The sequence below is a fragment of the Candidatus Babeliales bacterium genome (assembly GCA_035944115.1).
Lineage (GTDB): Bacteria > Babelota > Babeliae > Babelales > Vermiphilaceae > DASZBJ01.
Map to the genome: position 1 here is coordinate 122,696 of DASZBJ010000045.1, position 24,695 is coordinate 147,390.

Genomic DNA, 24,695 nt, shown 5'->3' on the forward strand with positions numbered 1-24,695 from the left:
ACAAGAGTAACAGAAAAATCTTTTATGTCAATCCACACAACTGTGGAAGAAATATTTGTAAGTAACTCACATTCAATCAAGGTTCATCAGCTATAATTATTATCGCAATTAAAACTCTCGGTCTATTAGTACTGGTAAGCTGAACACATTACTGTGCTTACACACCCAGCCTATCTACCTCGTAGTCTTCAAGGGACCTTACTTTTTATCAAAACGTCAATCCGAAGACCAACTAATTTCAATAAGGGGTATCTTATCTTGGAGCGAGTTTCCCACTTAGATGCTTTCAGCGGTTATCTCTTATAAACTTAGCTACCCAGCGCTGCTCTTGGAGAACAACTGGAACACCAGAGGTTTACTCATCCCGGTCCTCTCGTACTAGGGACAACCCTCCTCAAATACCCTACGCCCACGACGGATAAGGACCGAACTGTCTTACGACGTTCTGAACCCAGCTCGCGTACCACTTTAATAGGCGAACAGCCTAACCCTTGGGACCTGCTTCAGCCCCAGGATGTGATGAGCCGACATCGAGGTGCCAAACCTCCTCGTCGATATGGACTCTTAGAGGAGATCAGCCTGTTATCCCCGGCGTACCTTTTATCCGTTTAGCAATGGCCCTTCCATGCGGTACCACTGGATCACTAACTCCTGCTTTCGCACCTGCTCGACCTGTGTGTCTCGCAGTCAAGCTCCCTTATGCGTTTACGCTCTTACGACGATTTCTATTCGTCATGAGGGAACCTTTGAACGCCTCCGTTACTGTTTAGGAGGCGACCACCCCAGTCAAACTACCCACCAGACAATGTCCTTTGCCCGGATTACGGGTCAAAGTTAGGTTCTCAAACTCACAAGGGCGGTATTTCAAGGATGACTCCGCTGAAGCTAGCGCCTCAACATCACAGTCTCCCGCCTATCCTACACGAATAAATTCAAAAACCAATGTCAAGCTATAGTAAAGGTGCACGGGGTCTTTCCGTCCTTTCGCGGGTAGCCGGCATTTTCACCGACACTACAAATTCACTGAGTCTATCATTAAGACAGCGCCCAACTCGTTACGCCATTCATGCGGGTCGGAACTTACCCGACAAGGTACTTCGCTACCTTAGGACCGTTATAGTTACGGCCGCCGTTTACTGGTGCTTCAATTCAGAGCTTCGCTCCTAAGAGCTAACCCCTCCTATTAACATCCCAGCACTGGGCAGGCGTCAGACTTTATACTTCCTCTTACGAGTTCGCAAAGCCCTGTGTTTTTGTTAAACAGTCGGTTGGGCCTGGTTTTTGCAACCTGATAATGCTTCTTAAAGTAAACTTTAATTACAATTCAGGCACCCCTTCTCCCGAAGTTACGGGGTCAATTTGCCGAGTTCCTTAATGATAGTTATCTCAACACCTTAGCATACTCTGCCCGTCTACCTGTGTCGGTTTGCGGTACGATCACTCAATTGACTCGCTAGAAGTTTTTCCAGTCAGTGTGGGATCAATCGAACACATTTCTTCCGAAGAATTAAAATGCCCATCACGTTTCAGTGATAACAGCTTCACGGATTTGCCAATGAAACTCACCTTTGCGCTTAGCTTGGCATCCATACGCCAAGTCAACCTACCCTACTGCGTCACTCCTTCACTCAAACGTCATCAAGTGGTGCAGGAATATTTAACCTGCTTTCCATCGCCTACTCCAATTGGCCTCGGCTTAGGGATCGACTAACCCTGAGTGGATGAACCGTTCTCACGGAAACCTTAGACTTTCGGTGAACAGGAATTTCACCTGTTTTTTCGTTACTTATACCAACATACTCACTTCTCTGATCAACGACATCTGTCCTTACGGTCAAACTTGTATCTATCAGAGAACGCTCCCCTACCCCTGTACAAAAGGCGAACCTTGAGTACAAGCCATGGCTTCGGTAATTCGTTTGAGCCCCGTTCGTTCTTCAGTGCAAAAACACTTGACCAGTGAGCTGTTACGCTTTCTTTAAATGATGACTGCTTCTAAGCCAACATCCTGGCTGTCTGTGCATTTTCACCTCTTTTACCACTTAACGAATATTTTGGGACCTTAGCCGATGGTCTGGGCTGTTTCCCTCTCGACCATGGAGCTTATCCCCCACAGTCTGACTCCTGCTTTCAAAAGATATGACATTCAGAGTTAGTAAAAGTCCGGTAAGATTGCTCCCCCAAAACTTAAACTGTGCTTTACCGCCATAAAGAATTCAGCAAGGCTATACCTAAATATATTTCGGGGAGAACCAGCTATTTCCAAGTTTGATTGGCCTTTCACCCCTATCCACACCTCATCCGAGCAGTTTTCAACCTACACCGGTTCGGACCTCCATCTCATGTAACTGAGACTTCATCCTGGACATGGATAGCTCACTTGGTTTCGGGTCTATCCCATAGTACTAATCGCCCTATTCAGACTCGCTTTCGCTACGGCTCCGCTCTTTCCAAGCTTAACCTTGCACTATAGGTATAACTCGTTGGCTCATTATGCAAAAGGTACGTGGTTGCGCATACGTATATATCGCTTCCACCGATTGTAGACGCATGGTTTCAGATACTATTTCACTCCCCTTCCGGGGTACTTTTCACCTTTCCCTCACGGTACTAGTTCACTATCGGTCATCAAGTAGTATTTAGTCTTACCCGATGGTCCGGGCAGATTCCCACGGAATTTCACGTGCTCCATGGTACTCGGGAATAAAAACTTTTGGTTTATTTAACTTTTCGCCTACAAGGCTGTCACTTTCTTTGGCCGCCCGTCCCAGAGCATTCAGCTAAATTAAATAAACTCAAACTGGAATCTGTGTTTTCCAAGCGTTATCATCCCACAACCTCTATGTTACAACGCACACAGGCTATCACGTAACATAAATTTAGACTTTTCCCCTTTCGCTCACCACTACTTAGGGAATCACTTTGTTTTCTTTTCCTAGCGCTACTTAGATGTTTCAGTTCACGCCGTTCACCTTCTTATCCTATATATTCAGATAAGAATACTTCAGGTTTACTGAAGTGGGTTTCCCCATTCGGAAATCTCCGGATCAATGCTTGATTGACAGCTCCCCGAAGCTTATGGCAGCCTTCCGCCTCCTTCATCGCCTCTTGATACCAAGGCATCCACCATACGCCCTTTTCAATTAATTACAAACTTATAGCTTACCCTTAAAAGAATATGGTATTTACTTACAAATATTTCAAAGAACACAATTATTTTTTATCCTACTACTCACCCTAAAACTTTTACACACACAAGAATACATTCAAAAACCTACTATCAAAAAAACTGGTGGAGATGAGCGGATTCGAACCGCTGGCCTTCCGCGTGCAAAACGGACGCTCTACCAACTGAGCTACACCCCCCGGAATCTTTATATCAAACTCCAAAAATTTCACTCATCGGCCATCACAGCCACAATCAACTCGGCTTACCATTTCTGGTGGGCCTAAGTCGATTCGAACGACTGACCTTCCCGTTATCAACAGGATGCTCTAACCAGCTGAGCTATAGGCCCAGAATTTGATAGGACCTACCGTCCTAAAAATAATTTGTCTTATATTCACACTTAAAAAATTAGCCAAGGGAAAACCCCTGGATCAATATATCTCCCTCGAAAGGAGGTGATCCAGCCGCAGGTTCTCCTACAGCTACCTTGTTACGACTTCGTCCCAATCACTCCCCACACCTTAGGTATCCGCCTCCCTTACGGGTTAGCTAAAACAACTTCGGGTACAGACAGCTTTCATGACGTGACGGGCAGTGTGTACAAGGCCCGAGAACGTATTCACCGCGCCGTTGCTGATGCGCGATTACTAGCGATTTCAACTTCATGAGGTCGAATTGCAGACCTCAATCCGAACTTAGACCAGCTTTTTGGGATTGGCTTACTTTTACAAGCTTGCAGCCCTTTGTACTGGCCATTGTAACACGTGTGTAGCCCTAGGCATAAGGACCATGATGACTTGACGTCATCCCCACCTTCCTCCTGGTTTCCCAGGCAGTCTCACCAGAGTGCTCTGTAAACAGATAGCAACTGGCGACAGGGGTTGCGCTCGTTAGAGGACTTAACCAAACATCTCACGACACGAGCTGACGACAGCCATGCAGCACCTGTGCAGTTGTCTGAACCGAAGCTCAGAAAGCCATGTTTCTATGGCGGTCAAAAGCATGTCAAGCCTAGGTAAGGTTCCTCGCGTATCGACGAATTAAACCACATGTTCCACCGCTTGTGCGGGCCCCCGTCAATTTCTTTGAGTTTTAATCTTGCGACCGTAGTCCCCAGGCGGATCACTTATCGCGTTAGCTACGACACTAACCCTGTAAAACAAGGCCAACGTCTAGTGATCATCGTTTACAGCGTAGACTACCAGGGTATCTAATCCTGTTTGCTCCCTACGCTTTCGTGCCTCAGCGTCAGATGTGGACCAAGAAGCTGCCTTCGCCATCGGTGTTCCTCTCGAGATCTACGCATTTTACCGCTACTCCGAGAATTCCACTTCTCTCTTCCACCCTCTAGCAAATCAGTATCTACTGCAGTTCTCTGGTTAAGCCAGAGGATTTAACAGTTGACTTAAAATGCCGCCTACGCACCCTTTACGCCCAATAATTCCGAATAACGCTTGCACCCCTCGTATTACCGCGGCTGCTGGCACGAAGTTAGCCGGTGCTTTCTCTAATGGTACCGTCATAATCTGCTTGTATTAGAAGCAGATCTTTCTTCCCACTTAACAGGAGTTTACGATCCTAAAACCTTCATCCTCCACGCGGCGTCGCTGCGTCAGGCTTTCGCCCATTGCGCAATATTCCCCACTGCTGCCTCCCGTAGGAGTCTGGACCGTATCTAAGTTCCAGTCTGGCCGTTCACCCTCTCAGGCCGGCTAGCCGTCATAGCCTTGGTGAGCCATTACCTCACCAACAAGCTGATAGCCCGCAAGCTTTTCCTTCAGCAGCAGCAAAGAGGCCACTTTTCTCCCGTAAGGGACTTATGCAGTATTAACCTCGATTTCTCGAGGGTATCCTTCACTAAAGGGTAAATTCTCACGTGTTACTCAACCGTCCGCCGCTTTACTAGCTTCCGAAGAAGCCCTCTCGCTCGACTTGCATGTGTTAGGCGCGCCGCCAGCGTTCATTCTGAGCCAGAATCAAGCTCTCCATTACAAAAATTAAAATCAAAATTACTTTATAAGACGGTAGGTAAATTTAGTATTCTTATGTATTTCAAAGAAGTGTCTTTATTTGTCAATTTGTTTTCGCTTGGTGTTTCGTGTTTTTCTCGTTTAAAGACTTGATAAATTATACCTGTATCTACATTAGAGTCAACACTTTTTATAACTTTTTTTAAAATTTTTTTTTTACACCGTGAAATACAGCCTTTTTTACTCATTTCTTATTCTAAAACAACTAGCGAATTGCTCCTGTTTATGCCTGTTTTCAAAGAAACTAGCCTTAAACAATTACATTTTGACCATTACATGAAAAAATATCTTTTTTCTAACCAATAGCCCTACTTTTTATAAAAATTCTTATAAAAAAGTTTAAAAAACTATATCCCATAGCCATTTTTTATTACCCCCCATTATATGATACTATGTATAAAGCTTCTTATTTTCTTAAAACTATGCCCAACAATATGGTAGAACAAGACATAGGCATACCCTATAAGGAAGTTAACGCAATAAAGTAGCCAAAGGATACGTAGTAAGGCAAATTTGTAACCATATATACATTAGTACAATATCAAACTAACTATAAAGGAGTTGTCCTATGCTTATTGACGACTTACATGAACAGATTAAAGCGCTTGAACCAGATGTAGCTACCATTACTACCTACTGGCAAAACTCAGGACTGGAAAAACAGTTTAAAGATTTAGAAAATGAAACTACCCAAGAATCATTTTGGCAGCACCCCCACCAAACAGAAATCTTAAAAGAGTTACAACGCATCCGCTTGCAACGCGATCAATATATACAAATCAGTACAACATATAAGGAACTACCCGAATTACTTGATCTTTTTCAAAACGATGAACCTGAACTAAAGAAAATTGCTACTGATATTCATACACTTTCACGAGCAATAGCATCATTTAAGATTGCTCTACTCCTTAATGACCCTGAAGATAGCTCAAACTGTTTTTTACACATTAATGCTGGAGCCGGCGGAACAGAATCACAAGACTGGGCAAACATACTAGTTCGTATGTATCTACGATTTTGCGAACGAGAAAGATTATCTGTTGAAGTAATCGATTACCAAAATGGCGAAGAAGCGGGAATCAAATCTGCTACCTTATTTATCCGTGGCAAAAACCCATATGGTCTTTTAAAAGGAGAAGCCGGGATTCACCGACTCGTGCGCATATCACCTTTTGATGCCAATAAACGTCGCCACACTTCCTTCTCTGCAGTTGCGATCACCCCTGAAGTACCTGAGGTAAATATCGAAATCAATCCCGATGATTTACGTATCGATACCTATCGCGCAGGGGGTGCTGGGGGACAACATGTTAACAAGACCGATTCTGCGGTGCGCATCACTCACTTGCCAACCAATATTGTAGTACAATGCCAAAACGAACGCTCACAAGGACAAAACAAGGTCCTTGCAATGAAAATGTTAATGGCAAAACTTGCTCAAAAGGCCAAAGATGAACAAGATGCTAAAAATGCTTCCATTGAAAAGAAAAAGATCGAGTGGGGGTCCCAAATCCGTTCATATGTTCTCCATCCATATAAAATGGTGAAAGATCATAGAACGTCTTACGAATCCATGCAACCAGATCTTGTTCTTGATGGCGATATCATGCCATTTATTGAAAGCTATCTCATTTGGGCAGGTACCGAAAATAAATAATCATTATAATGCTGTATTAAAACACTAACACTAAAGACGCAAAGCATTCATGCAGTTGTGGAACATTTCTACCCGCTACAATATGTTGCGAACCAATATTAAGCTCGCACTGATTCTTAAATTGGTATGCCAAACTCCACCCTATGCGATGCGCTTGCGTCTTTGTACATGCAGTTGCAGCACAAACATCAAAGTTCTCAGAGTCACACAATACTTCTATTTTATCTTCACCCTTTCTTGTGTAATCATACATCACGCCCAACTTAATTCCCGGATAGACTATATTGTAGAAATAGTTACCAAACCCAACTTTAATTTGCGAACCATATTTTATACGTGATCTTACTAAATGATCTGCAAACGCCGGCACTAAACTATCAAGCTCAGAAAAATTATCTACATAAAAACCATTAAGTCTGTCAATCGGATTAATAAGATCTGGCACTTGCTTAACCGTATGCTTACCTTGACCACCAGTACCAGGAATAATACGAGGATCTGGCGCTGGGTTAACATTCACAACCAATTTAGGAACTCGACGCGCTCCGGTAAATGTTGCGCTACCCTGCGCTGCAAAATACACCGTTGGGTTAAACGCATCCGAACGGGTACTAAAAATCGCATTGAAAAAACCGTCAAATTGACTCGCACCACCATTACCTAATTCCATCGGACAAAGTGAATCGCAATTACAATCCATTTTGCCGCCCGTAGGAACGTTAATATGCATACCAACTTGTAATGCATCCATACAATCAAAGTACCCAGCAAAATCTAAATACGTGAACAGCGCAAGATCACCAATACCCACTTTTGATTGACGAGGCAAAAGAGTAATTCCTTTAGGCTCTAACACTGCTCGTACAAAGAAATCGAATACATCTTCATAATCTCTAAAAAAATTAATCACAGAACTTTCCGCGCCCGTCTGCGTTGGCGGCAACGCACCCTGCTGATACAAATTCCCTTTGAGCAACTGTAAGTCAATTATACACGTATGAGATTTAACGGGGAGATTAACACCAAACACCCAATCAAGCTCGTTATTACAACCGAATGATAATCGATATGCGGCGGTTAAATCTGCTCCCAATTCTCGCTCTTCTATCGTGAAATTAGCCTCCATATTTGCCAAATGAAATATTGGAAGGTCATCTACAAAAGAACCGAATCTATCTCCACCAAAAGGAACTGCTGGATTAGCTGTGGGACGTACAATCGACAAGGCATTATCATCGTTCGCTCGAATCAAATTTTTTGCTGCCAAACGAGACATCAAAAATATATCTTGAACTCTAATCGGATTTTGCCCAAACTGTTCTCCTGCTAGAGAAGTACATTGTTTATTACAACCAAATCCTTTAAATGCCAAGCTGTGATACAATGCTCCTTTTACCACCCAATGTTTATACGCTGCATCTTCAAGCAATGAGTCATAATATTCACGGCCTACTAACGCTACCTCTTGCTCATCATCAACTTCGCCATTATAACATATTGCTTTTTGACTTAGCATTAACCCCAGCAGTAAGGTAATACGTACTATCTTCTTTTTCATGCCCTACCTTATTATTTTATCGTACCTAAAACATTATTATTTTTTGTCTTTACACGTTTACCGTCTTAGTCGCTTCTTCACCATTATCTATTTTGATCTGATTAGCAGCCTTATTGAATATGCCAACTTGTCGGAAACTATTGTAATACGCATCAGTATCGTTTTGATCCAAACCAACAATAGAACCATCTCTATTAATTTGATCTCTAATTGGTGGACAGATGATAGCGAGTCGACCATCTTCTTCTGGAATCAACGAACCTTTTTTAACAAACTTATTAGCATCAGCCACATCAACTGATGTTGTAACTATGTTAGTAATGTATCCCATAGAATTAAAGGTTTGCACAAACGGTCTAATCTGCTCAAATTGATTATCCTGGAATCGCAACACGGTGTTCACTAGCTCTGATCCAACTTCTAATGTTGTTCCTAGCGGAAGCACCGTTTCACGTTGCGTTGGTGTCGCAACTTCTGGATGAATACGTTCTGCCAATATATATGCTGCCGTCAATGTTCCTGCTGGAATGGTTTGCGCTGCTAAGAATGATCCACGCGCTAATATTGTCCCTCGTGGATAAACTTGTCCTCCAACCGGCACAACAATATCAAACGGTGTAGCAATACCACTTACAAACGAACCTGCCAAAATTATAGTACCTGCTGGCAAAAATGTATCTGCGGTTAATTCAAATCGATCAACTAAAGTACGGGATGGAATCGCAAGCGGTGTCGGCAATATACTACCAGCCAAAATTACACCACCCTGCTGATACGGCAAAGCTCTCAACACATCCAATGCATCTGATGGTACAATTGGATCCAAAACAAATTCTTTAAACTGTATGAATCCACCACCAACAACATTCCCTGATCTGTTATTAAAATCTACCGGCAAATCACTACCCAATCCATTTTGCACAGTAATATCACCTGGATTAAAGTTTGGTGCTACGCGTAATAATCCAACTTCAAGCCCACGGCGTAAAATTTGTATTAATGATCCTTCATCAAAATACAGCTTTCTAACCACACCTTCTGCGGGAAGCCCTTCAGGAACAAACTGCGAAGTATCTGTAATTGGAAACGTTGGGTTATGCGGAAATGCATTAGTAAATGCCGATCCGCGGGCCATATTCATTTCTACAATACCGCCTGGGTATACATTCAATGCAGCATAATGATCAAAAAAGAAATCAAAACACGCTAACTGGAAGGTGATAATCGCACTTTGACTTGCAAACACGTTATCAGACAAATCATTCGTCCCTGCATAGCGCGCTGTTAATTCAGAATTATGTTTGATATTAATTGAAAAATCATCTTCTACAGTACCACCAAAGATAAGTTGCGATGGATGATCAAGGAGCACTTGTCCTTCTTGACGCACAATAAAAATCAAACCACATCCGAAGGTTGGCAAACCAGTTACAGGATGCGGTATCGGTACAGAACGAGGACCACCAATTAAAACTGTTTGCGTTGCATTTGGATCACTGCAATGACTCAACGTCATTATCGCACCTTCTTCTACAACAATTGTCGGCCAATCTAAACCAGGATTAACGGAAGTATCAAATGGACAATTAGAGCTGCTCGCGCATGCCGGTCTATCAAATGGACAATATGGAGTTCCTAACGGTACAAAATGCACTCCGTTACGCAATTCCACAATTCCTTCCCCTCTAAAAATAATTCTTGAATGTGGCTGCAGCTCTATTATACCGTTATTGCCATACACAGCCGGATCAAATATCAAACGTGGAATATTTCCACATGGACCAAAACAAGAATCAAATTGCCAGATAACCGCTTGTCCTTCTGCAGGTAAATCAGTTAAGTGAAAGTAATGGCCACATGGTTCTGAAACTAGAATTTCGCACGATGCGTTCCTATTAATTGCGTCACAACTGTCTTCGCAGACCTGCGCAACCTGCTCTACTTCCTGTGCAACCTGCTCTACTTTTGTTTCAAGCATGCAGACTTTAGCGAGGATTTTAATCAAAACTTCATACATATCACATTGATTAGAGAGCACCTTATCAACATCACTCATCTCTTCATCATCATCACAACACTCATCATCTCCATCATCATCCAAATCTAAATCACACTCATGCTCGCCATCTAAATCGCACTCATTTTCGTTATCAAAATCATCTGTTGAACAATCATCAACAGATCCATGTTTCATCACTCCACTCTGCTTATAACTATCTGCCCCAGATGCCATACCTGGCGGAGTATCAATGCCATTATGATTCAAGTATGATTTTAACATCTTCATCATACTCTTGGCAGATGAACACCCCTTTGTAGTTTTAAAGGATGATTTTGCAACCACAGGATTACAGAACAATAATATGATAAGACCTATACCATATATATGAGTTATCTTTTGCATGTTTCTCTCTTTTTTTTAAAACACTCTCTCAATCCAGACACACCTACTTACCATCAGCTTTGCAAATCCCACGCAATAGTAGTATACAAAAGCATATATCACACAATAACAGGTAAACAATTCTGATCGGACTTGCTTCACATAATACCCTTTTAAAGTAATTGCTACTTTGTTGATATTCTATCTGGACGATATTAACAACGATTTAAAAAGTCAAGCCTTTCGAATTTTTAAAACAATTATCTTCAGAACAAACAGTTACAAAAAAAGATTTTTCATTAAGCTCAAAGCCTAAAGTCATTAAAAAACTGCAACCCTGGATTGACTCTATTAAAAACAAAAAGAGCCTTGCAGTCGCAAAGCTCTCCTTATATAACAAAATATATTTTTATTTTCGTTACATTACCATTTCTTGTCGGTTGTCATTCCCTATATATTCATCATATTGCAAATTCGCATACATACGACAATATTCTTGTAATTGCGCTAGCATTCTATCCAAATACGCCTGCTTACAATTATATCCTAAATATAATAACTCCGGATCAATTGATGCATCATACGTAATAATGTCCATAATTTGATTATACAAACAACGAACTGATGGTATAGAACAATGCAATGCTTTCTGACGACGATACACACATTCAGTCACAATATAAGATGATGCTCCACGCATTAGATGATATGCAATATTAGACTCCAATGATAAAAGCTTAAGCAACTGCCCCAATGCATGCTCACCATAACTTTTGCTTAACCTAAATTCTTGCGTTGCCTCTTCTAACTGCTCACGCATGAGCACCTCATCAGTCATTGCCATAGTATCATACCCAGATTTCGGCTGCATCATTCCCATCTCTTTATTGCCATACATCGAAGATGCCCAACTGCGCACATTAAACAAAACAAGGAGCGCCATCGCTACCAACACAAACATTCTTTTCATCCTTCCTCCTTAACTATATCGTTCACCAGATCATCTACAACACTCATTATATAATGACTGTATCATCTAAAATTTCAAATTGGAATGCTTTTCAAAAATAATGATAAAAAAGATCTAAATACCGATTTTTTATTAAAAACAAAATGTAAATAAAAGATAGAAAGACAAAATAAACAGAGAAAACCATTTACATCACCGTCCGCAGCAACATCCAGACAGAATTTGCCGCAAAAACTCCGGACCAAAATGGATACCATTCTTCTTTATCTGCGACCACCATCGCACCAACGCCACCAACAATAAGCCCTAACGAAATAGTAATTGGCATCAACAACCCACCAAGCACCAGCATCGGATGTATACCTACTATGCTGAGTCCATATCCAAAGAATGATCCTAATAATAAAATTGCGTAATCAAATGATTGCACTGCAACGAGCAGGTGCCGCGCTTGCGCCCGTTGTGCAAAAAGTTCTGGCGATCCAAGCCCAAAATGATTAATCAACAACCAAAAAACTCCTCCTATCACACAAGAACTGATTACCAACCCTGCATACTGATAGCGATACACCCTACGCGGTGCAATTCCGGCCAAGTATGCAACCTTACGCCCACATAATATATCAGTGCAAACGCCGCCACATAATTCTACAAACAATGCTATGAACACAATCTGCGTTTTATTTACATTAAAAAGAAACATCGCTGGCACCATAACAAATGTTGCAAAGCGACCAAGCTGTGCAAGTCCAATACGACCCGCAATTTGTGCAATCTGATACGCACATATATAAGAAAATGCAAGAAGATACAGTTGCATCACAACTGAAAACTGAAAATAAAAAAGCAGGCAACATAGTCCCGAAAACAATACACCCGTTTCCAATATCATTACACGCGATATCCGCAACCCATCAACAGTATAGTAGAACCAACGATCAGTGCGATTCTTGCACATCGCTCCATATAATACAGGGAACATCTGCATCACACCAAATACAGCAGATGCTAAAACCATTCCACTACAGAATGCAAAAATAAATTCTGTAGTGGTGCAATGAGCAAAACAAAACAGATGCATCGGATCAAGAAATAATATTTTTAAAATGATCGCCACAGCAAGCGGTACCACAATCATCTGCCCCGTGACAAATCCGATCGCCCACAACAGTGGCCAAAGATCAAAAGATATAAACGGCAAACGGACAAATGATACCGGTATCGAACGTATTATTACTATCGATTTAGGAATTATTCCTGCATATCCAAGTAGACCATCCTGCAGGGCAGAAAACAAAAAAGCTGAACAAAAGCCAACTGCAAGATCGTACGATTTTTTTATTTGGTCTGCTGCAACCACCATTTTATATACCAACTGTGCAATCGGAAACGGGAGCTCTTGCTGAATCAAAATTGTACTTTCAATCCGATTTGCAATCCACAACCCAAACCATCCACCAAAAAATGTTATTATACTAACCAATAATGAAAATAATACTGGCCTGCCCATCCACGCATTAAATAGGTGTTGATCCAAAAAATATAATGTTGGCAAAGAAAATCCCAAAGCTATTGCAGCAATCCCTCCCACAGATCCTGCAACCGTAATTAAAATTGCAGCCTCTGAAATCTGTTTTTTATATGAAAAAAATCTAAAAAGTAGCGCTGTAATCAACACCAACGTCGGCGCAATCCAAGGACCAATCGGCGTTGCCATGGCAATATAGCTCATAACTGCAGTAGAGAACATAGATAATAACAACGTTGTAATGCCAATAAAAATGTGCACAGCAACCACCATAGTTTTATAAAAACATTTTTAGGATCATATTTATATTGTTTCACAACCTATGATAATACAACATCATATCAATATCATAATTTTCCCGACAACGTACAAATAATTCGCAAAACAAGTACCATTAAAAATAGTGTCATTCGTAGATTGTGTATATCTTGATTTTTTATATACTGAATCTTTCAATAATCAACAAGAATTTTAAGGTTAAATTGGCATGATATTAATTGTAATTCTCTATATGCTGTGGGCAGCTTCAGTAACCGCAAGCAAAATCATCATCAACTACTCGCAACCATTTTTTTTAACTGGCAGCAGAATGTTTATTGCCGGCTCTATATTACTGATTTATCAATATCTTTCTCCCCATCAAGAGTTTCGATTCAAACGTGAACACTTCGGTTATTATGCACAAATCGTTCTCTTAGGAATTTATATCACCTATGTTTTACGATTCTGGGCATTGCATGATATTTCTGCGACAAAAGCAATGTTCCTTTTTAATCTATCACCATTTTTTTCTGCACTCTATTCATATTATTTCTTTAAAGAAACAGTCTCTAAAACACAATGGGCTGGGTTGTTGATCGGTGTGATTGGACTCGTTCCCGTACTGCTCACTTCATCACAAAAAGAACTTGCACTTGGTGAATTTTTCTTTATGTCATGGCAAGAGATGGCGATTATTGCTTCAGTAGCAATGCACAGTTACAGCTGGATTATTGTCCGCAAACTAGTAATTGAAAATGGGTACTCTCCCTCCATGATCAACGGTATTACGATGTTTATCGGTGGCGCACTCGCACTGGTAACATCATTTTTTGTCGAAGGCATTTTCCCTGTTACTAACTTTGCATATTTCTTTGGGCTTTTAGCATTTATCATTATTATCAGCAACATTATATGTCACAATTTATACGGCCACTTGCTTCATTATTACAGTACCACACTGATCGCATTTGGTGGCTTTCTCGGGCCCCCATTTACTGCTTTTTATAGCTGGTTACTCTTTCAAGAGCAGATTACCTGGCATTATTATCTATCCAGCTTTATCGTATTCATAGGACTCTCGCTCTTTTATAAAGATGAGTTACAAAAAAATAACCTTCCGGTAGCATAACAAAAAACCTACGTCGCAAAACGTAGGTTTTTTCTTTTTATAATCAAAATGTAAAAATCTGTTTTAAATAACTAATCTAAAAATCTAACATCTTTTTGCCAGACAAAAAATGAACGTGGTGATGAAAAACTGTTTGTCCCGAATCAGAACCATTGTTCACGATCAACCGAAATGCTCCGGAACCTGACAGTTTTTTTGCAAGGCTTTGCACCATCATAAACATTTCAGCGGCCAAAAAAAGGTCTTGGTCTTCAAACGCAACAATATCTTTTATATGTTTTTTAGGAATAATCAGATAATGAATCGGTGCCTTTGGCGCAATATCCTGGAGCACGATTAATGAGTCTGTTTCTGTGATTACTGTAGCAGGGATCTCTTTACGAATGATTCGGCAAAACACACAACTAGTATCAGTCATGGCAACTCTCACTTTTTTTAATCAAAAAAACTATTGGGGAAATGTTTGAAAAATCTGGCGCCCTCTAAGGGCCTGCCAGGCATTTGTTGCACAAATGACTGGTGCCGGGAGCCGGACTCGAACCGGCACAGTGTTGCCACCGCGGGATTTTGAGTCCCGTGCGTCTACCAATTTCGCCATCCCGGCTAAAGAACAGTTACAAGGATACACTAAGATAGGTCATTCCGTCAACGCACAATCACTAAAAAACCTGTTTGTTCAGCAATTTCCACATTCAACTACTACACCACATTTGCTAAGTTAAAAATTGGCAGATAAACCGCAAATATAAGTGCTGTAATTAACACCCCCAAAACAACAATTAAAAATGGTTGAAACAATGCGGTGAAAAGGGTCAATTGACGACTCACTTCTTCTTGATATTTCATCGCTACTTTACGCAACAATCCATTCAACTGTCCTGATTCTTCGCCTACTTTAATCATAGAAATAGCAGCTTGCTCAAAAAGCTGTTCCGGATGCTGCGCCATCGCCACACTTAATGAACTTCCTGATGAGACTGCCTGTTCAAGATACCGCATCTGCTCTTGCAAGACACTATTTGCAACTGTTGTACGTGCAGCACGCAATGCTGAAAGCAGTGGCATTCCTGCCTCTAAAAGCAATGCTATTGATTGCGTCATAGTCATCAATGCACTCTGACGTACCAAATCACCAACAATAGTAATACGCAACAATAATGCATCAACCACCTTACTTCCCGTGGCTGTTTTTACGTACATCTTGCCAAAAAATCCCAGCGCAATAATACCTCCAATCACGAATAATCCCACCCAACTCATGAGCCCATCACTCATATTAATGAGCAGTTGTGTAACATACGGAACCTCTTTATGCATCGACATGAAAATCTGTTTAAACTGTGGAATGATTACCAGAAAAATAAACAAAGCAATCGCACAAAAAAAGCCTAATGTAATGGCTGGCATCAACGCTGCGGCACGAATCTTCTTTTTAAAACCCTGCTTTGTTTCCAAATAATCCGAAAGCATAATCAGCGCCTGCGGTAATGCACCCGCTTGATTGCCCACATCTACTAAATATATCATCAATCCATCAAACACCGCTCCATGCTTTGCCATAGCAACATGTGCCGGCTCTCCCTGATGTACCTCATTAGAGATCGCATACAAAACTTCCTGAAACTTCGGGTGATCTATTTGTTCGGTTAAAATCAATAATGCGTCTGGCAACAAAACTCCCGCCTGTAATAATGAAGCCAACTGCCTGAAAAACCCAATTTTAATTGCCAACGCTATTCCACCTCGAAAGAGCCATATTGAAGAAACTGGAGTGGTTTTCAGCAGAGCAATATCCCGCCGTAATAAAATTGTATCAAGCTCCTCCCGTGTGCGCGCAAACAGTTTTCCCTGTTTTACTTTCCCTGTTAATGTTACGCCCTGCCAATTAAAATACGGCATAGTACTCCTTTTTTCCGCCTACGCCTTACGTAGCTTTATACGCAGTAAAGCTACGGCGGACTGCGCCGCCAAAGATTATTTCGTAGGACAAGCCGACCTATACTCTTGCTCACAATAACGATTGTTGCCGTTCGATACCCAATTTTGCAAGCAACTGCTCAAATGTTAACACACTGCACAATGTAATACGTTTAGTCCGGACCGTTGCACCGGCAACTATTTCAACGTCATTTTGGGTAATGCCTAATGCTTTTGCAAACAGCTTAATAAGTTCTTGATTTGCAAGCCCTCGCTCAGCAGGTGATTTTAAATAACATTTAATAGTGCCTGTTTTATCCAAGATCCATTGATTTCTACCAGAACTGGGTACTACTTTTACGGTCACAATCAACATATACATATTCCCCTACATAAATCACATAATAATTAGCAATACGATAAAAAATACAGTACACTATCCCAATCTTAATAGGTATGTACTTGAATAAAATTAGAAATATTTTATCCTGTACACTGTTAATGACAATTGAAATATATGCACAATAGGGAGAGATGGCTGAGTGGCCTAAAGCGCTTGCCTGCTAAGCAAGAGCCTGAGAAATCGGGCACGAGGGTTCGAATCCCTCTCTCTCCACCAGCCTTCGCTCTAACGAGCTTACGGCTGGCATGCCAGATTGTTAAGGATTTGAAATCTAAAATGAGTTTAAGAGCGAAGGCTGTCCGCCGGAGCCTTGGCGCAGGAGGACCGAAACCTTACAAATGCCTGGCAAGCCAGCTTGTTGAAGGACTAAGTAAATTTATACATTTATCTTTTTCCCTATCAACCTCGTCATAAACTCTATGACGAAATATAATTGTGCATCAATTCTGAAATATACGCGCCCGTAGCTCAGCTGGATAGAGCGTCAGACTACGAATCTGAAGGTCAGAGGTTCGACTCCTCTCGGGCGCACCAGCCTCCGCTCTAACGAGCTTACGGCTGGCATGCCAGTTTTTTCAAATGAATAAATATTGATAGTACAGAGAACAGCGGAGGCTGTCCGCCGGAGCCTTGGCGCAGGAGGACTAAAATGAATCCCATGCATTATGTATATATTATCAAATCAAAACAAGATCCGAGTCGAATTTATGTTGGTTGTACTCAAAATTTGAATAAGCGTTTGTCCGATCACAATAGTGGGACAACAACGCATACGGCAAAATATATGCCCTGGGAATTGGCGATCTATATTGGTTTTGAGAATAAAGATAAAGCCATAGAGTTTGAACAATATTTGAAGTCAGGTTCAGGTAGAGAATTTAGAAAAAAAAGATTATGTTGATCCTTCCTTTCTGCAAGAAATGCCTGGCAGGCCAGCTCCTTCGATGGCCATCCCTCCTTGATCCATTTTCCCTTATTTTTCCTCATAAATTTTATTTTTTTATATCACTGCTTGACAGATGATACATAATTGTTATTAAATAACTTGAATCTCATGCACCTCATTAAAAAAGGAGTGGACGACTATAAGAAACGATCACGTTACGTATGTTTTTCACAGAATTTTTCCTGTAGATAACATTATTCACAACCCCCAAATAAATTAAAAAAGGACGCTATGTTAAAAAAAACACTAGCAGTTTTGCTACTTATCTCATTACAAGTACAAGCCGCTCCAGACTCTACTCCAACGTTAAATGATGCTGAATTAGAATTTTTCTCTCGCTCACTTCCTGCTGCAGCTTCTGAAATATTACGCAAACGCAAATGCAAATGTTTTGAATGCTTAAAAGCTACCTGCGCAGTAATCGATACATTGGCAGTTACAAACTTAACTGTTGGTGGCGTATCAGTTAACAATGCGTTGACAATTGATAATACATTCATAAGTGCTTATACCCCTCTTCCAACTGGCGTTCTTCTCACAGTTCTTGCCGGAGCCCCCCTCCCTTTCGATAACGTTGTTTTAGCTTCTGGTATCACTCATCCTGATGTTTTTACTTTTGTACTTCCGGCTGTTGGCACTTATGAAGTTACATGGCAAAGTCCTACAGAGACTGTGGTTGGAGCCCTTCTTTTAGAAGTAGCGGGAATCAACGTAACTAGAACTAGTGTGGGGTCATTTGCTATTGGCGGCGAAACAGTAGGTAATACCTATATTACAACAACAGCTGCAAACACTACACTCCGTGTGATCAGTGAGGGCGTGCTAAATCTAACTCCAGTTCTTTTCCCGCTTTCAATGACAATTTCTATCAGACGGGTTGCTTAATTTATTAAATAAAAAAGGATAATCATGTTGAAAAAGACATTAATACCATTATTGCTTGTAGCGTTCCAATTACAAGCTGCTCCAAAAGATACAGCTCCCAAACTTACTCCAGAAGAAATATCAAAGATTACTCGCGTAGCAAAGTCATGCGGATTTAATTCAAACTGCTGCAACAGCTGCAAATGTTTCTCTTGCATCAAAGCTGTATGTGCGATGATCGATACATTAGTAGTAAATGGTAACCTTGATGTTGGCGGAGACGTGACTATAGCTGGTACATTAACTGTTAATGGCGTACCTGTTAGTGACGTAGCTGCAACCTATGGCCGTTTCTATGCATTAATGCCAGCAGACAACCCAGCTCCAATCGTAGGCGGACAAGATGTTGCCTTCCCTCAAATCGCTGGTGATCTTAACAATGTTATCACTCGTTTCAGCTCAACACAATTCATCTTACCAGTTGCTGGTATCTATGAAGTTACATGGCAAGTAAGCCCAAGCACACAAGGGCAACTTGTTGTAGCACTTAATAACGTTGAACAACCAGAAACAGTTGTTGGTCGTTTTGATACTGAAAGCCAAATCGTTGGCTCTACATTCATTCAAACAACTGGCGTAAATACTATTTTAAGCATCAGAAACCCAGCTGGCAATGCTGACATTTCACTTGCTCCAGACGCTGGTGACACAGATCTAGATACTCCTGTATCTGCAACATTAACAATTAAACGAGTAGCTTAATTGCTAATCGCTGATTGAACAGTAGATTAAAGCAAGATATAAAAATACCCGGTCGCACGTAATAAGTACGACCGGGTATTTTGCTTTTCAACACATTTTTATATAAAGATATCATCTATCACTTGCTTTGATATATAAAACCGCTACAATAGTGATCTCTACTCTGGAGAGATGGCAGAGTGGTCGAATGCGGCGGTCTTGAAAACCGTTGTTCCGGAGACGGAACCGGGGGTTCGAATCCCCCTCTCTCCTCCATACTTCGCCTTCGAAGCGTGACATGCAGTTTAGCTACGTATGGCAGGCCAGCGAAGGAATGAGCAAAGTATGCCCTTCGTAGCTTTAGCGTAGTAGGGCAGTCTGACTGGCAGGCCAGTCACCAGGCAATCATAAAAAACTAAATCCTTAATTTTTACCTCCCTACAACTTCTTATATAATTCCAATGCCTTCTTTCTAGAACCAGCAAAATCAACAATCGGTTTTGGATAGGTCTTGCCCAAAACTATCCCCGCTTCTTCTAAAACTTTTTCTGGAGCTGTCCACGGTTTAAAAAGATATTTATTGGACAGATTTTTTAATTCTGGAACAAATTTTCTTGTATAATCACCGTCACGATCAAATTTTTCTCCCTGCGTTGTTGGATTAAAAATTCTAAAATAGGGCGCCGCATCCACACCAGACCCCGCAACCCACTGCCAATTCATACTGTTATTTGCCAAATCAGCATCCACCAAACAATCCCAAAACCAATCTCTCCCTTCATGCCAATGAATATTCAAATTTTTTATTAAAAACGAAGCAACAACCATCCGCACGCGATTGTGCATGTATCCAGTTTGGAGCAACTGCCTCATCCCCGCATCAACTAATGGATACCCCGTCATACCAGATTGCCACGCTTTTAAGAAATCTTGATTGTCCTTCCAGGCAAAATTATCAAATGCATTCTTAAAGTTGTCTTTATAGAGGGCCTTAAAATGATGTAACAAGTAGCATGAAAACTCCCGCCAAATAAGCTCACTTAAAAACGCCTGCTTATCGGCACTGCCCACATCCGCTTTATCAACCGCATGCCAAATTTGTGCTGGCGATATTTCTCCAAAATGCAAATATGGTGATAATTTTGACGTGTGCTCTTGTGCTGGATAATCGCGACCCTGCTTATATCCAGACAAATTATTTTTTATAAAAAAGGTTAATTTCTTCTGTGCTGCTTTTTCACCGACAGCCCATACTGATTCTATATTTTGGTATTGCTGACTTTCAGATAATAAATCAAAATCAGATAACGTTATTTTATTGGTATTATCTTTCTTGCCAATAACATTTTTAGCTATCTTTGAAGGAACACGCGGTGGATAACCGTATGTTTTATTTTTATATGCAGTAAATACTTTGTAAAAACTACGATCATTTTTCAGCACTTCCTCTGGCGACCACATATAATTTCCGTTAAACGCATGCCATGCCACTCCCGTCTGATTGCATACAACCTTAACTGCGTCCTCTTGCTCTGCATGCCATGGCTCATAACAACTATTTAAGAAAATATTTTTTATATCATACTGTTCGATAAGTGACTGCATCACCACCCTCGAATTTCCCTTATACAAATTTAAGTTACCACCCAACGACTCTTGTAATGCCTTAAGAGAATGATGCAACCATATTTTACTACGGTTGCCCATCTTACATGCCACAGGAGCACAATCATCTAAGATATACACAGGAAGAATCTCACCATGCGCAGCAGCTGCCACAAACGCTGGGTTATCTGACAACCGCAAATCTTGCCTAAACCAAACTATAGAAATTTCTTTTTTCATTTCCATCCCACACGCTTACCTATCACTACACATCTGCTATTTGCACTCCCATTCTAAATAACTTAGAATCTCAGGTGTAAAGATATTGCAATTTATTTCACTGTAAAGGCTATGAATATGATCAAAAAAGGAATCTATCGTCATTACAAAGGCTACACATACCAAGTGATCGATAGCGCGCGCCATTCAGAAACATTAGAAGATATGGTGGTGTATCGTGCATTATATGGCGAACACGAGCTATGGGTAAGACCGCTTGCCATGTTTCTTGAAAATGTAGAAATCGATGGAAAACTTCAAAAACGTTTTGAATTAATCGATTAAGATTTCAATCCCTTCGGGGATATGAATATTATTTTTCACAACTAGTAATCCTTATTATCGAAAAGGTCAATAATCGATAATAAGCCCCTTTGCTATCACCATAGATGATAATAAGGGGCCAAGATGAGAGCTTCCTCTATCCATAAAACCTGCATGCGGTATACTACTTTTAAATAACCTACTATCTCGCAAATCGTGTATCATGGATAAAAAACAAACCACTTTATACTCAGAAACCTTGCAAACACCGCTGGGCGTCATGATTGCCATCGCTGATGAGCATGATCTATATCTTCTAGAATTTACCGACAATAAAAAACTAGACCAAAAGATTAAAAAGCTTACCAAAGAAACTGAAGGCACTATCGCCCCTGGTATAAGCGCCCCCCTACAATCAATACAACAAGAGCTTGTCGCATACTTTGCAGGCACACTAACCTCATTTAAAACGCCTCTAAAACTATCTGGAACAGAATTTCAGAAAACTGCTTGGAAAGAGCTCCTAAAAATTCCTTATGGAAAAACAACGAGTTATGCGCAGCAAGCAATTGCTATACAAAAAGAAACTGCGTATCGCGCAGTAGCCAATGCGAACGGTGCAAATCGTTTAGCCATTATTATTCCTTGCCATAGAATTATTACCAGCGCAAACACTCTCGGCGGATATGGCGGTGGCATTGCGCGTAAACAATGGCTTATCGAGCATGAAAAAAATACCATCGTAAAACAAACTCAACCATTATTAACCCTGTAACGAGATCTTAAAAACATGGACGAAAAAATAATTAATGACACAAGACTGCAAATAATTGAAATTATACGTTCATTCAACGATGACCTCCACGGTAGTTTGGCTGTCGCGAAAGGAAATCACCTCATCTGGCGCGGCGGATTTACTTATGACAATGCTCCTTTAACAACGTTCGAGCATCAGCAATATCTTATTGCGTCCATAACCAAACAATTTACCGCTGCAGGCTTATTACGTTATTTATATATACATGAAAGAGCAGTCCAAGAAACTCCCGCCGATCAACAGCAAACTATTCTTGATTCCATAACCCAAAGCCTGCACACACCACTTATAAAGCTTTTCAGTCCACGTTGCCTGCCAGATTTACTACATCCAGAAATTTGTCTCCATGTTACTTTACATCAACTACTGACACACACTTCTGGAATCACTGCTCTCAATATGCCTTTACAATCAGAACCTGGCACAGAATATCACTATTCTAATGTTGGCTATAATCTCATCGGAGACATACTACAAAAAATCTCTCATATACCGCTCAATGATTACTTTAGTAAAATGTTGTTTGAACCAATGAGTATGAAAAATAGTTTTTTAACAACCCAGGGAACAACACATACCCTGCACAAAAAACAAAAATTCGAAAATCTCCTTTTAGGAATCGAACGCACCATTGTAAACGACAGGGCTACATACAAACCTGCAAAACAAATAAAAATGAGCGAACTTGCCACCGCCGGAGGGATGATTTCAACGCCTTTAGATCTATTTTTGTGGACCAGATCACTCTATGCCGGGCAGGAGGTAATACCAAATTATTTAATAAATCTTATGACTACACCGCATGTCCAAAAACCAGCACATGCTTTGTATGATGGATGTAACACATTACATCACGGTTATGGTATTGATCTCTACCAAGAAAATGATAAAACAGTCTATCAAATAGCCGGTGGCATATCGGGATATCAATCACGTATCACCTATAACCCAAAAACAGAAGTTTGTATCATCAACCTGTCAAACATTTCTGAAGAACAACCCGCCATCTTTGCTCTCGCTAACATATTGCGTGATAATTTAACGTGAGTTCAATGTAAAGACATTTATAACTTATTGGGTCGCGTCCAGATTATGAGCGCGACCAAATATTCATTTGTAAAACAAACAAATTACAATTTTCTACACTTAGATGAGAAACCATTATGAATAAAATCTTACAAATCAAATCCGCCTTACAGCAAGCAATTACTATTTCCGCAGATCGAGTAAATGCATACTGCAAAACAGGCCCCGGGGAATATGCGGAAGGTGATCAATTTATTGGCGTCACCGTGCCAAACATACGCATAATTGCTAAAGATTTTACCACGCTATCTCTGCAAGATTTACAAACTCTCTTACAATCCCCCATTAATGAAGAACGTTTATTGGCACTTATTGTTTTGGTTACACAATATTCAAAAGCAAAACAAGCTCAAAAAGAAGAGATATACCAATTTTATCTAAATAACCGACAACATATTAACAACTGGAACCTTGTCGATTCATCAGCTCATCTGATTATCGGAGCCCATCTATTAAAACAAGATAAAGAAATCCTTTTTAAACTCGCACAATCAAAAAACCTCTGGGATCGCCGAATCGCTATCGTAGCCACTTGGTATTTCATTAGAAAAAATGAGCTACATACAACTTTTGAACTCGCTATCATTTTACGCAATGACACCCATGACCTCATGCATAAAGCTGTCGGATGGATGCTGCGAGAAGCGGGCAAACGCAATCAAACTCCCCTTATACATTTCTTAGATCAATATGCAACGAGTATGCCAAGAACCATGCTGCGTTATGCTATTGAGAAATTTCCAGAAGAGCAAAGAAAACAATATCTATCGCAACGTCTAGAAAAATAAAATCACATTCCCAGACCAATAAAAAAACTCTTTTCTTAACGTGAGTTCGATTGAATGAGTTGATATAAAAGCCAGCTTTATCGTATTGATCTTTGTAAAAAAATAAAACACTGGCTACAGGATTATTGGCATTCGACCGTTGTCATTGCGAGCTTGCGAAGTGATTGTGTTAAAAGTCTACTATTTTTATTCATTTTTTAAGCCTTATATAATTCATCTTTTTTAAGCAATGTGTTTGCGAGAAGGAGGAGTTTGCGCATAACGGCTACTATGGCCACTTTGAAAGGCTTGTTGTTG

General features: G+C 40.6%; 17 protein-coding genes, 6 tRNA genes and 2 rRNA genes. 12 read left to right on the top strand and 13 right to left on the bottom strand.

What is annotated here, in order from left to right:
• Window positions 1-104 precede the first annotated feature (104 nt).
• The 4 genes from VGT41_05600 to VGT41_05615 form a co-directional block, all read right to left on the bottom strand.
• Window positions 105-3,149, bottom strand: a 23S ribosomal RNA gene (locus VGT41_05600).
• 141 nt (window positions 3,150-3,290) lie between these two features.
• A tRNA-Ala gene (locus VGT41_05605) sits at window positions 3,291-3,366 on the bottom strand.
• 75 nt (window positions 3,367-3,441) lie between these two features.
• Window positions 3,442-3,518: transfer RNA gene (locus VGT41_05610), tRNA-Ile, on the bottom strand.
• A 99-nt stretch (window positions 3,519-3,617) separates the two neighbouring features.
• A 16S ribosomal RNA gene (locus VGT41_05615) occupies window positions 3,618-5,161 on the bottom strand.
• Together the 16S and 23S rRNA genes with 2 tRNA genes alongside form the textbook arrangement of a ribosomal RNA operon.
• Window positions 5,162-5,767: 606 nt before the next feature.
• On the opposite strand from VGT41_05615, the gene prfB reads away from it, so the two are divergent.
• Window positions 5,768-6,859 (top strand): peptide chain release factor 2, encoded by a 1,092-nt coding sequence (gene prfB / locus VGT41_05620; GenBank protein ID HEV2601742.1) that lies wholly within the window; start codon window positions 5,768-5,770, stop codon window positions 6,857-6,859.
• Between the two features lie 16 nt (window positions 6,860-6,875).
• Here the strand turns inward: prfB and VGT41_05625 are convergent, their stop codons facing one another.
• The 4 genes from VGT41_05625 to VGT41_05640 all read right to left on the bottom strand — a co-directional run bounded on the left by VGT41_05625 (window position 6,876) and on the right by VGT41_05640 (window position 13,559).
• A complete protein-coding gene (locus tag VGT41_05625; GenBank protein HEV2601743.1) occupies window positions 6,876-8,417 on the bottom strand; it encodes a hypothetical protein in 1,542 nt (513 codons plus the stop codon).
• A gap of 49 nt (window positions 8,418-8,466) precedes the next feature.
• Window positions 8,467-10,821: a hypothetical protein gene (locus tag VGT41_05630; GenBank protein ID HEV2601744.1), complete on the bottom strand. Its 2,355-nt coding sequence runs from the start codon at window positions 10,819-10,821 to the stop codon at window positions 8,467-8,469.
• A gap of 397 nt (window positions 10,822-11,218) precedes the next feature.
• Entirely contained in the window at window positions 11,219-11,770 is a 552-nt protein-coding gene (locus VGT41_05635) for a hypothetical protein (GenBank protein ID HEV2601745.1), read from the bottom strand.
• A 187-nt stretch (window positions 11,771-11,957) separates the two neighbouring features.
• A complete protein-coding gene (locus tag VGT41_05640) occupies window positions 11,958-13,559 on the bottom strand; it encodes an OPT/YSL family transporter (protein HEV2601746.1) in 1,602 nt (533 codons plus the stop codon).
• 226 nt (window positions 13,560-13,785) lie between these two features.
• Here VGT41_05640 and VGT41_05645 point away from each other — a divergent pair, with 226 nt between their 5' ends.
• Window positions 13,786-14,688 carry a DMT family transporter gene (locus VGT41_05645; protein HEV2601747.1) on the top strand — a complete coding sequence of 301 codons (903 nt, stop codon included), beginning with the start codon at window positions 13,786-13,788 and terminating at the stop codon, window positions 14,686-14,688.
• Between the two features lie 76 nt (window positions 14,689-14,764).
• On the opposite strand, the gene VGT41_05650 is transcribed toward VGT41_05645, so the two are convergent.
• The 4 genes from VGT41_05650 to VGT41_05665 all read right to left on the bottom strand — a co-directional run bounded on the left by VGT41_05650 (window position 14,765) and on the right by VGT41_05665 (window position 16,981).
• The gene (locus tag VGT41_05650; GenBank protein ID HEV2601748.1) at window positions 14,765-15,106 is read right to left on the bottom strand and encodes an HIT domain-containing protein; all 342 of its coding nucleotides are present in this window, start codon (window positions 15,104-15,106) and stop codon (window positions 14,765-14,767) included.
• Between the two features lie 99 nt (window positions 15,107-15,205).
• Window positions 15,206-15,292 (bottom strand) — tRNA-Leu (locus VGT41_05655).
• Between the two features lie 95 nt (window positions 15,293-15,387).
• Window positions 15,388-16,587, bottom strand: a complete 1,200-nt coding sequence (locus VGT41_05660) for a type II secretion system F family protein (protein HEV2601749.1) — start codon at window positions 16,585-16,587, stop codon at window positions 15,388-15,390.
• A 109-nt stretch (window positions 16,588-16,696) separates the two neighbouring features.
• A complete protein-coding gene (locus VGT41_05665; GenBank protein ID HEV2601750.1) occupies window positions 16,697-16,981 on the bottom strand; it encodes a DUF167 domain-containing protein in 285 nt (94 codons plus the stop codon).
• Between the two features lie 152 nt (window positions 16,982-17,133).
• Between VGT41_05665 and VGT41_05670 the strand changes: the two genes are divergently transcribed.
• From VGT41_05670 to VGT41_05695, 6 genes are all read left to right on the top strand, one after another.
• Window positions 17,134-17,224: transfer RNA gene (locus VGT41_05670), tRNA-Ser, on the top strand.
• Between the two features lie 241 nt (window positions 17,225-17,465).
• Window positions 17,466-17,542 (top strand) — tRNA-Arg (locus VGT41_05675).
• A gap of 115 nt (window positions 17,543-17,657) precedes the next feature.
• A complete protein-coding gene (locus VGT41_05680; protein ID HEV2601751.1) occupies window positions 17,658-17,909 on the top strand; it encodes a GIY-YIG nuclease family protein in 252 nt (83 codons plus the stop codon).
• A gap of 276 nt (window positions 17,910-18,185) precedes the next feature.
• The gene (locus VGT41_05685; protein HEV2601752.1) at window positions 18,186-18,839 is read left to right on the top strand and encodes a hypothetical protein; all 654 of its coding nucleotides are present in this window, start codon (window positions 18,186-18,188) and stop codon (window positions 18,837-18,839) included.
• 24 nt (window positions 18,840-18,863) lie between these two features.
• On the top strand, window positions 18,864-19,580 hold the full coding sequence (locus tag VGT41_05690) for a hypothetical protein (protein HEV2601753.1): 717 nt from the start codon (window positions 18,864-18,866) through the stop codon (window positions 19,578-19,580).
• A gap of 165 nt (window positions 19,581-19,745) precedes the next feature.
• Window positions 19,746-19,835, top strand: a tRNA-Ser gene (locus tag VGT41_05695).
• Between the two features lie 162 nt (window positions 19,836-19,997).
• On the opposite strand, the gene VGT41_05700 is transcribed toward VGT41_05695, so the two are convergent.
• Complete coding sequence (locus VGT41_05700; protein ID HEV2601754.1) at window positions 19,998-21,404, bottom strand: deoxyribodipyrimidine photo-lyase; 1,407 nt, start codon at window positions 21,402-21,404, stop codon at window positions 19,998-20,000.
• A gap of 111 nt (window positions 21,405-21,515) precedes the next feature.
• Between VGT41_05700 and VGT41_05705 the strand changes: the two genes are divergently transcribed.
• From VGT41_05705 to VGT41_05720, 4 genes are all read left to right on the top strand, one after another.
• Complete coding sequence (locus VGT41_05705) at window positions 21,516-21,728, top strand: DUF1653 domain-containing protein (GenBank protein ID HEV2601755.1); 213 nt, start codon at window positions 21,516-21,518, stop codon at window positions 21,726-21,728.
• Window positions 21,729-21,930: 202 nt separating this feature from the next.
• Window positions 21,931-22,482, top strand: a complete 552-nt coding sequence (locus VGT41_05710) for a methylated-DNA--[protein]-cysteine S-methyltransferase (GenBank protein HEV2601756.1) — start codon at window positions 21,931-21,933, stop codon at window positions 22,480-22,482.
• 15 nt (window positions 22,483-22,497) lie between these two features.
• Window positions 22,498-23,571 (top strand): serine hydrolase, encoded by a 1,074-nt coding sequence (locus tag VGT41_05715; protein ID HEV2601757.1) that lies wholly within the window; start codon window positions 22,498-22,500, stop codon window positions 23,569-23,571.
• A gap of 116 nt (window positions 23,572-23,687) precedes the next feature.
• Complete coding sequence (locus VGT41_05720) at window positions 23,688-24,398, top strand: DNA alkylation repair protein (protein HEV2601758.1); 711 nt, start codon at window positions 23,688-23,690, stop codon at window positions 24,396-24,398.
• Window positions 24,399-24,695: the final 297 nt, after the last annotated feature.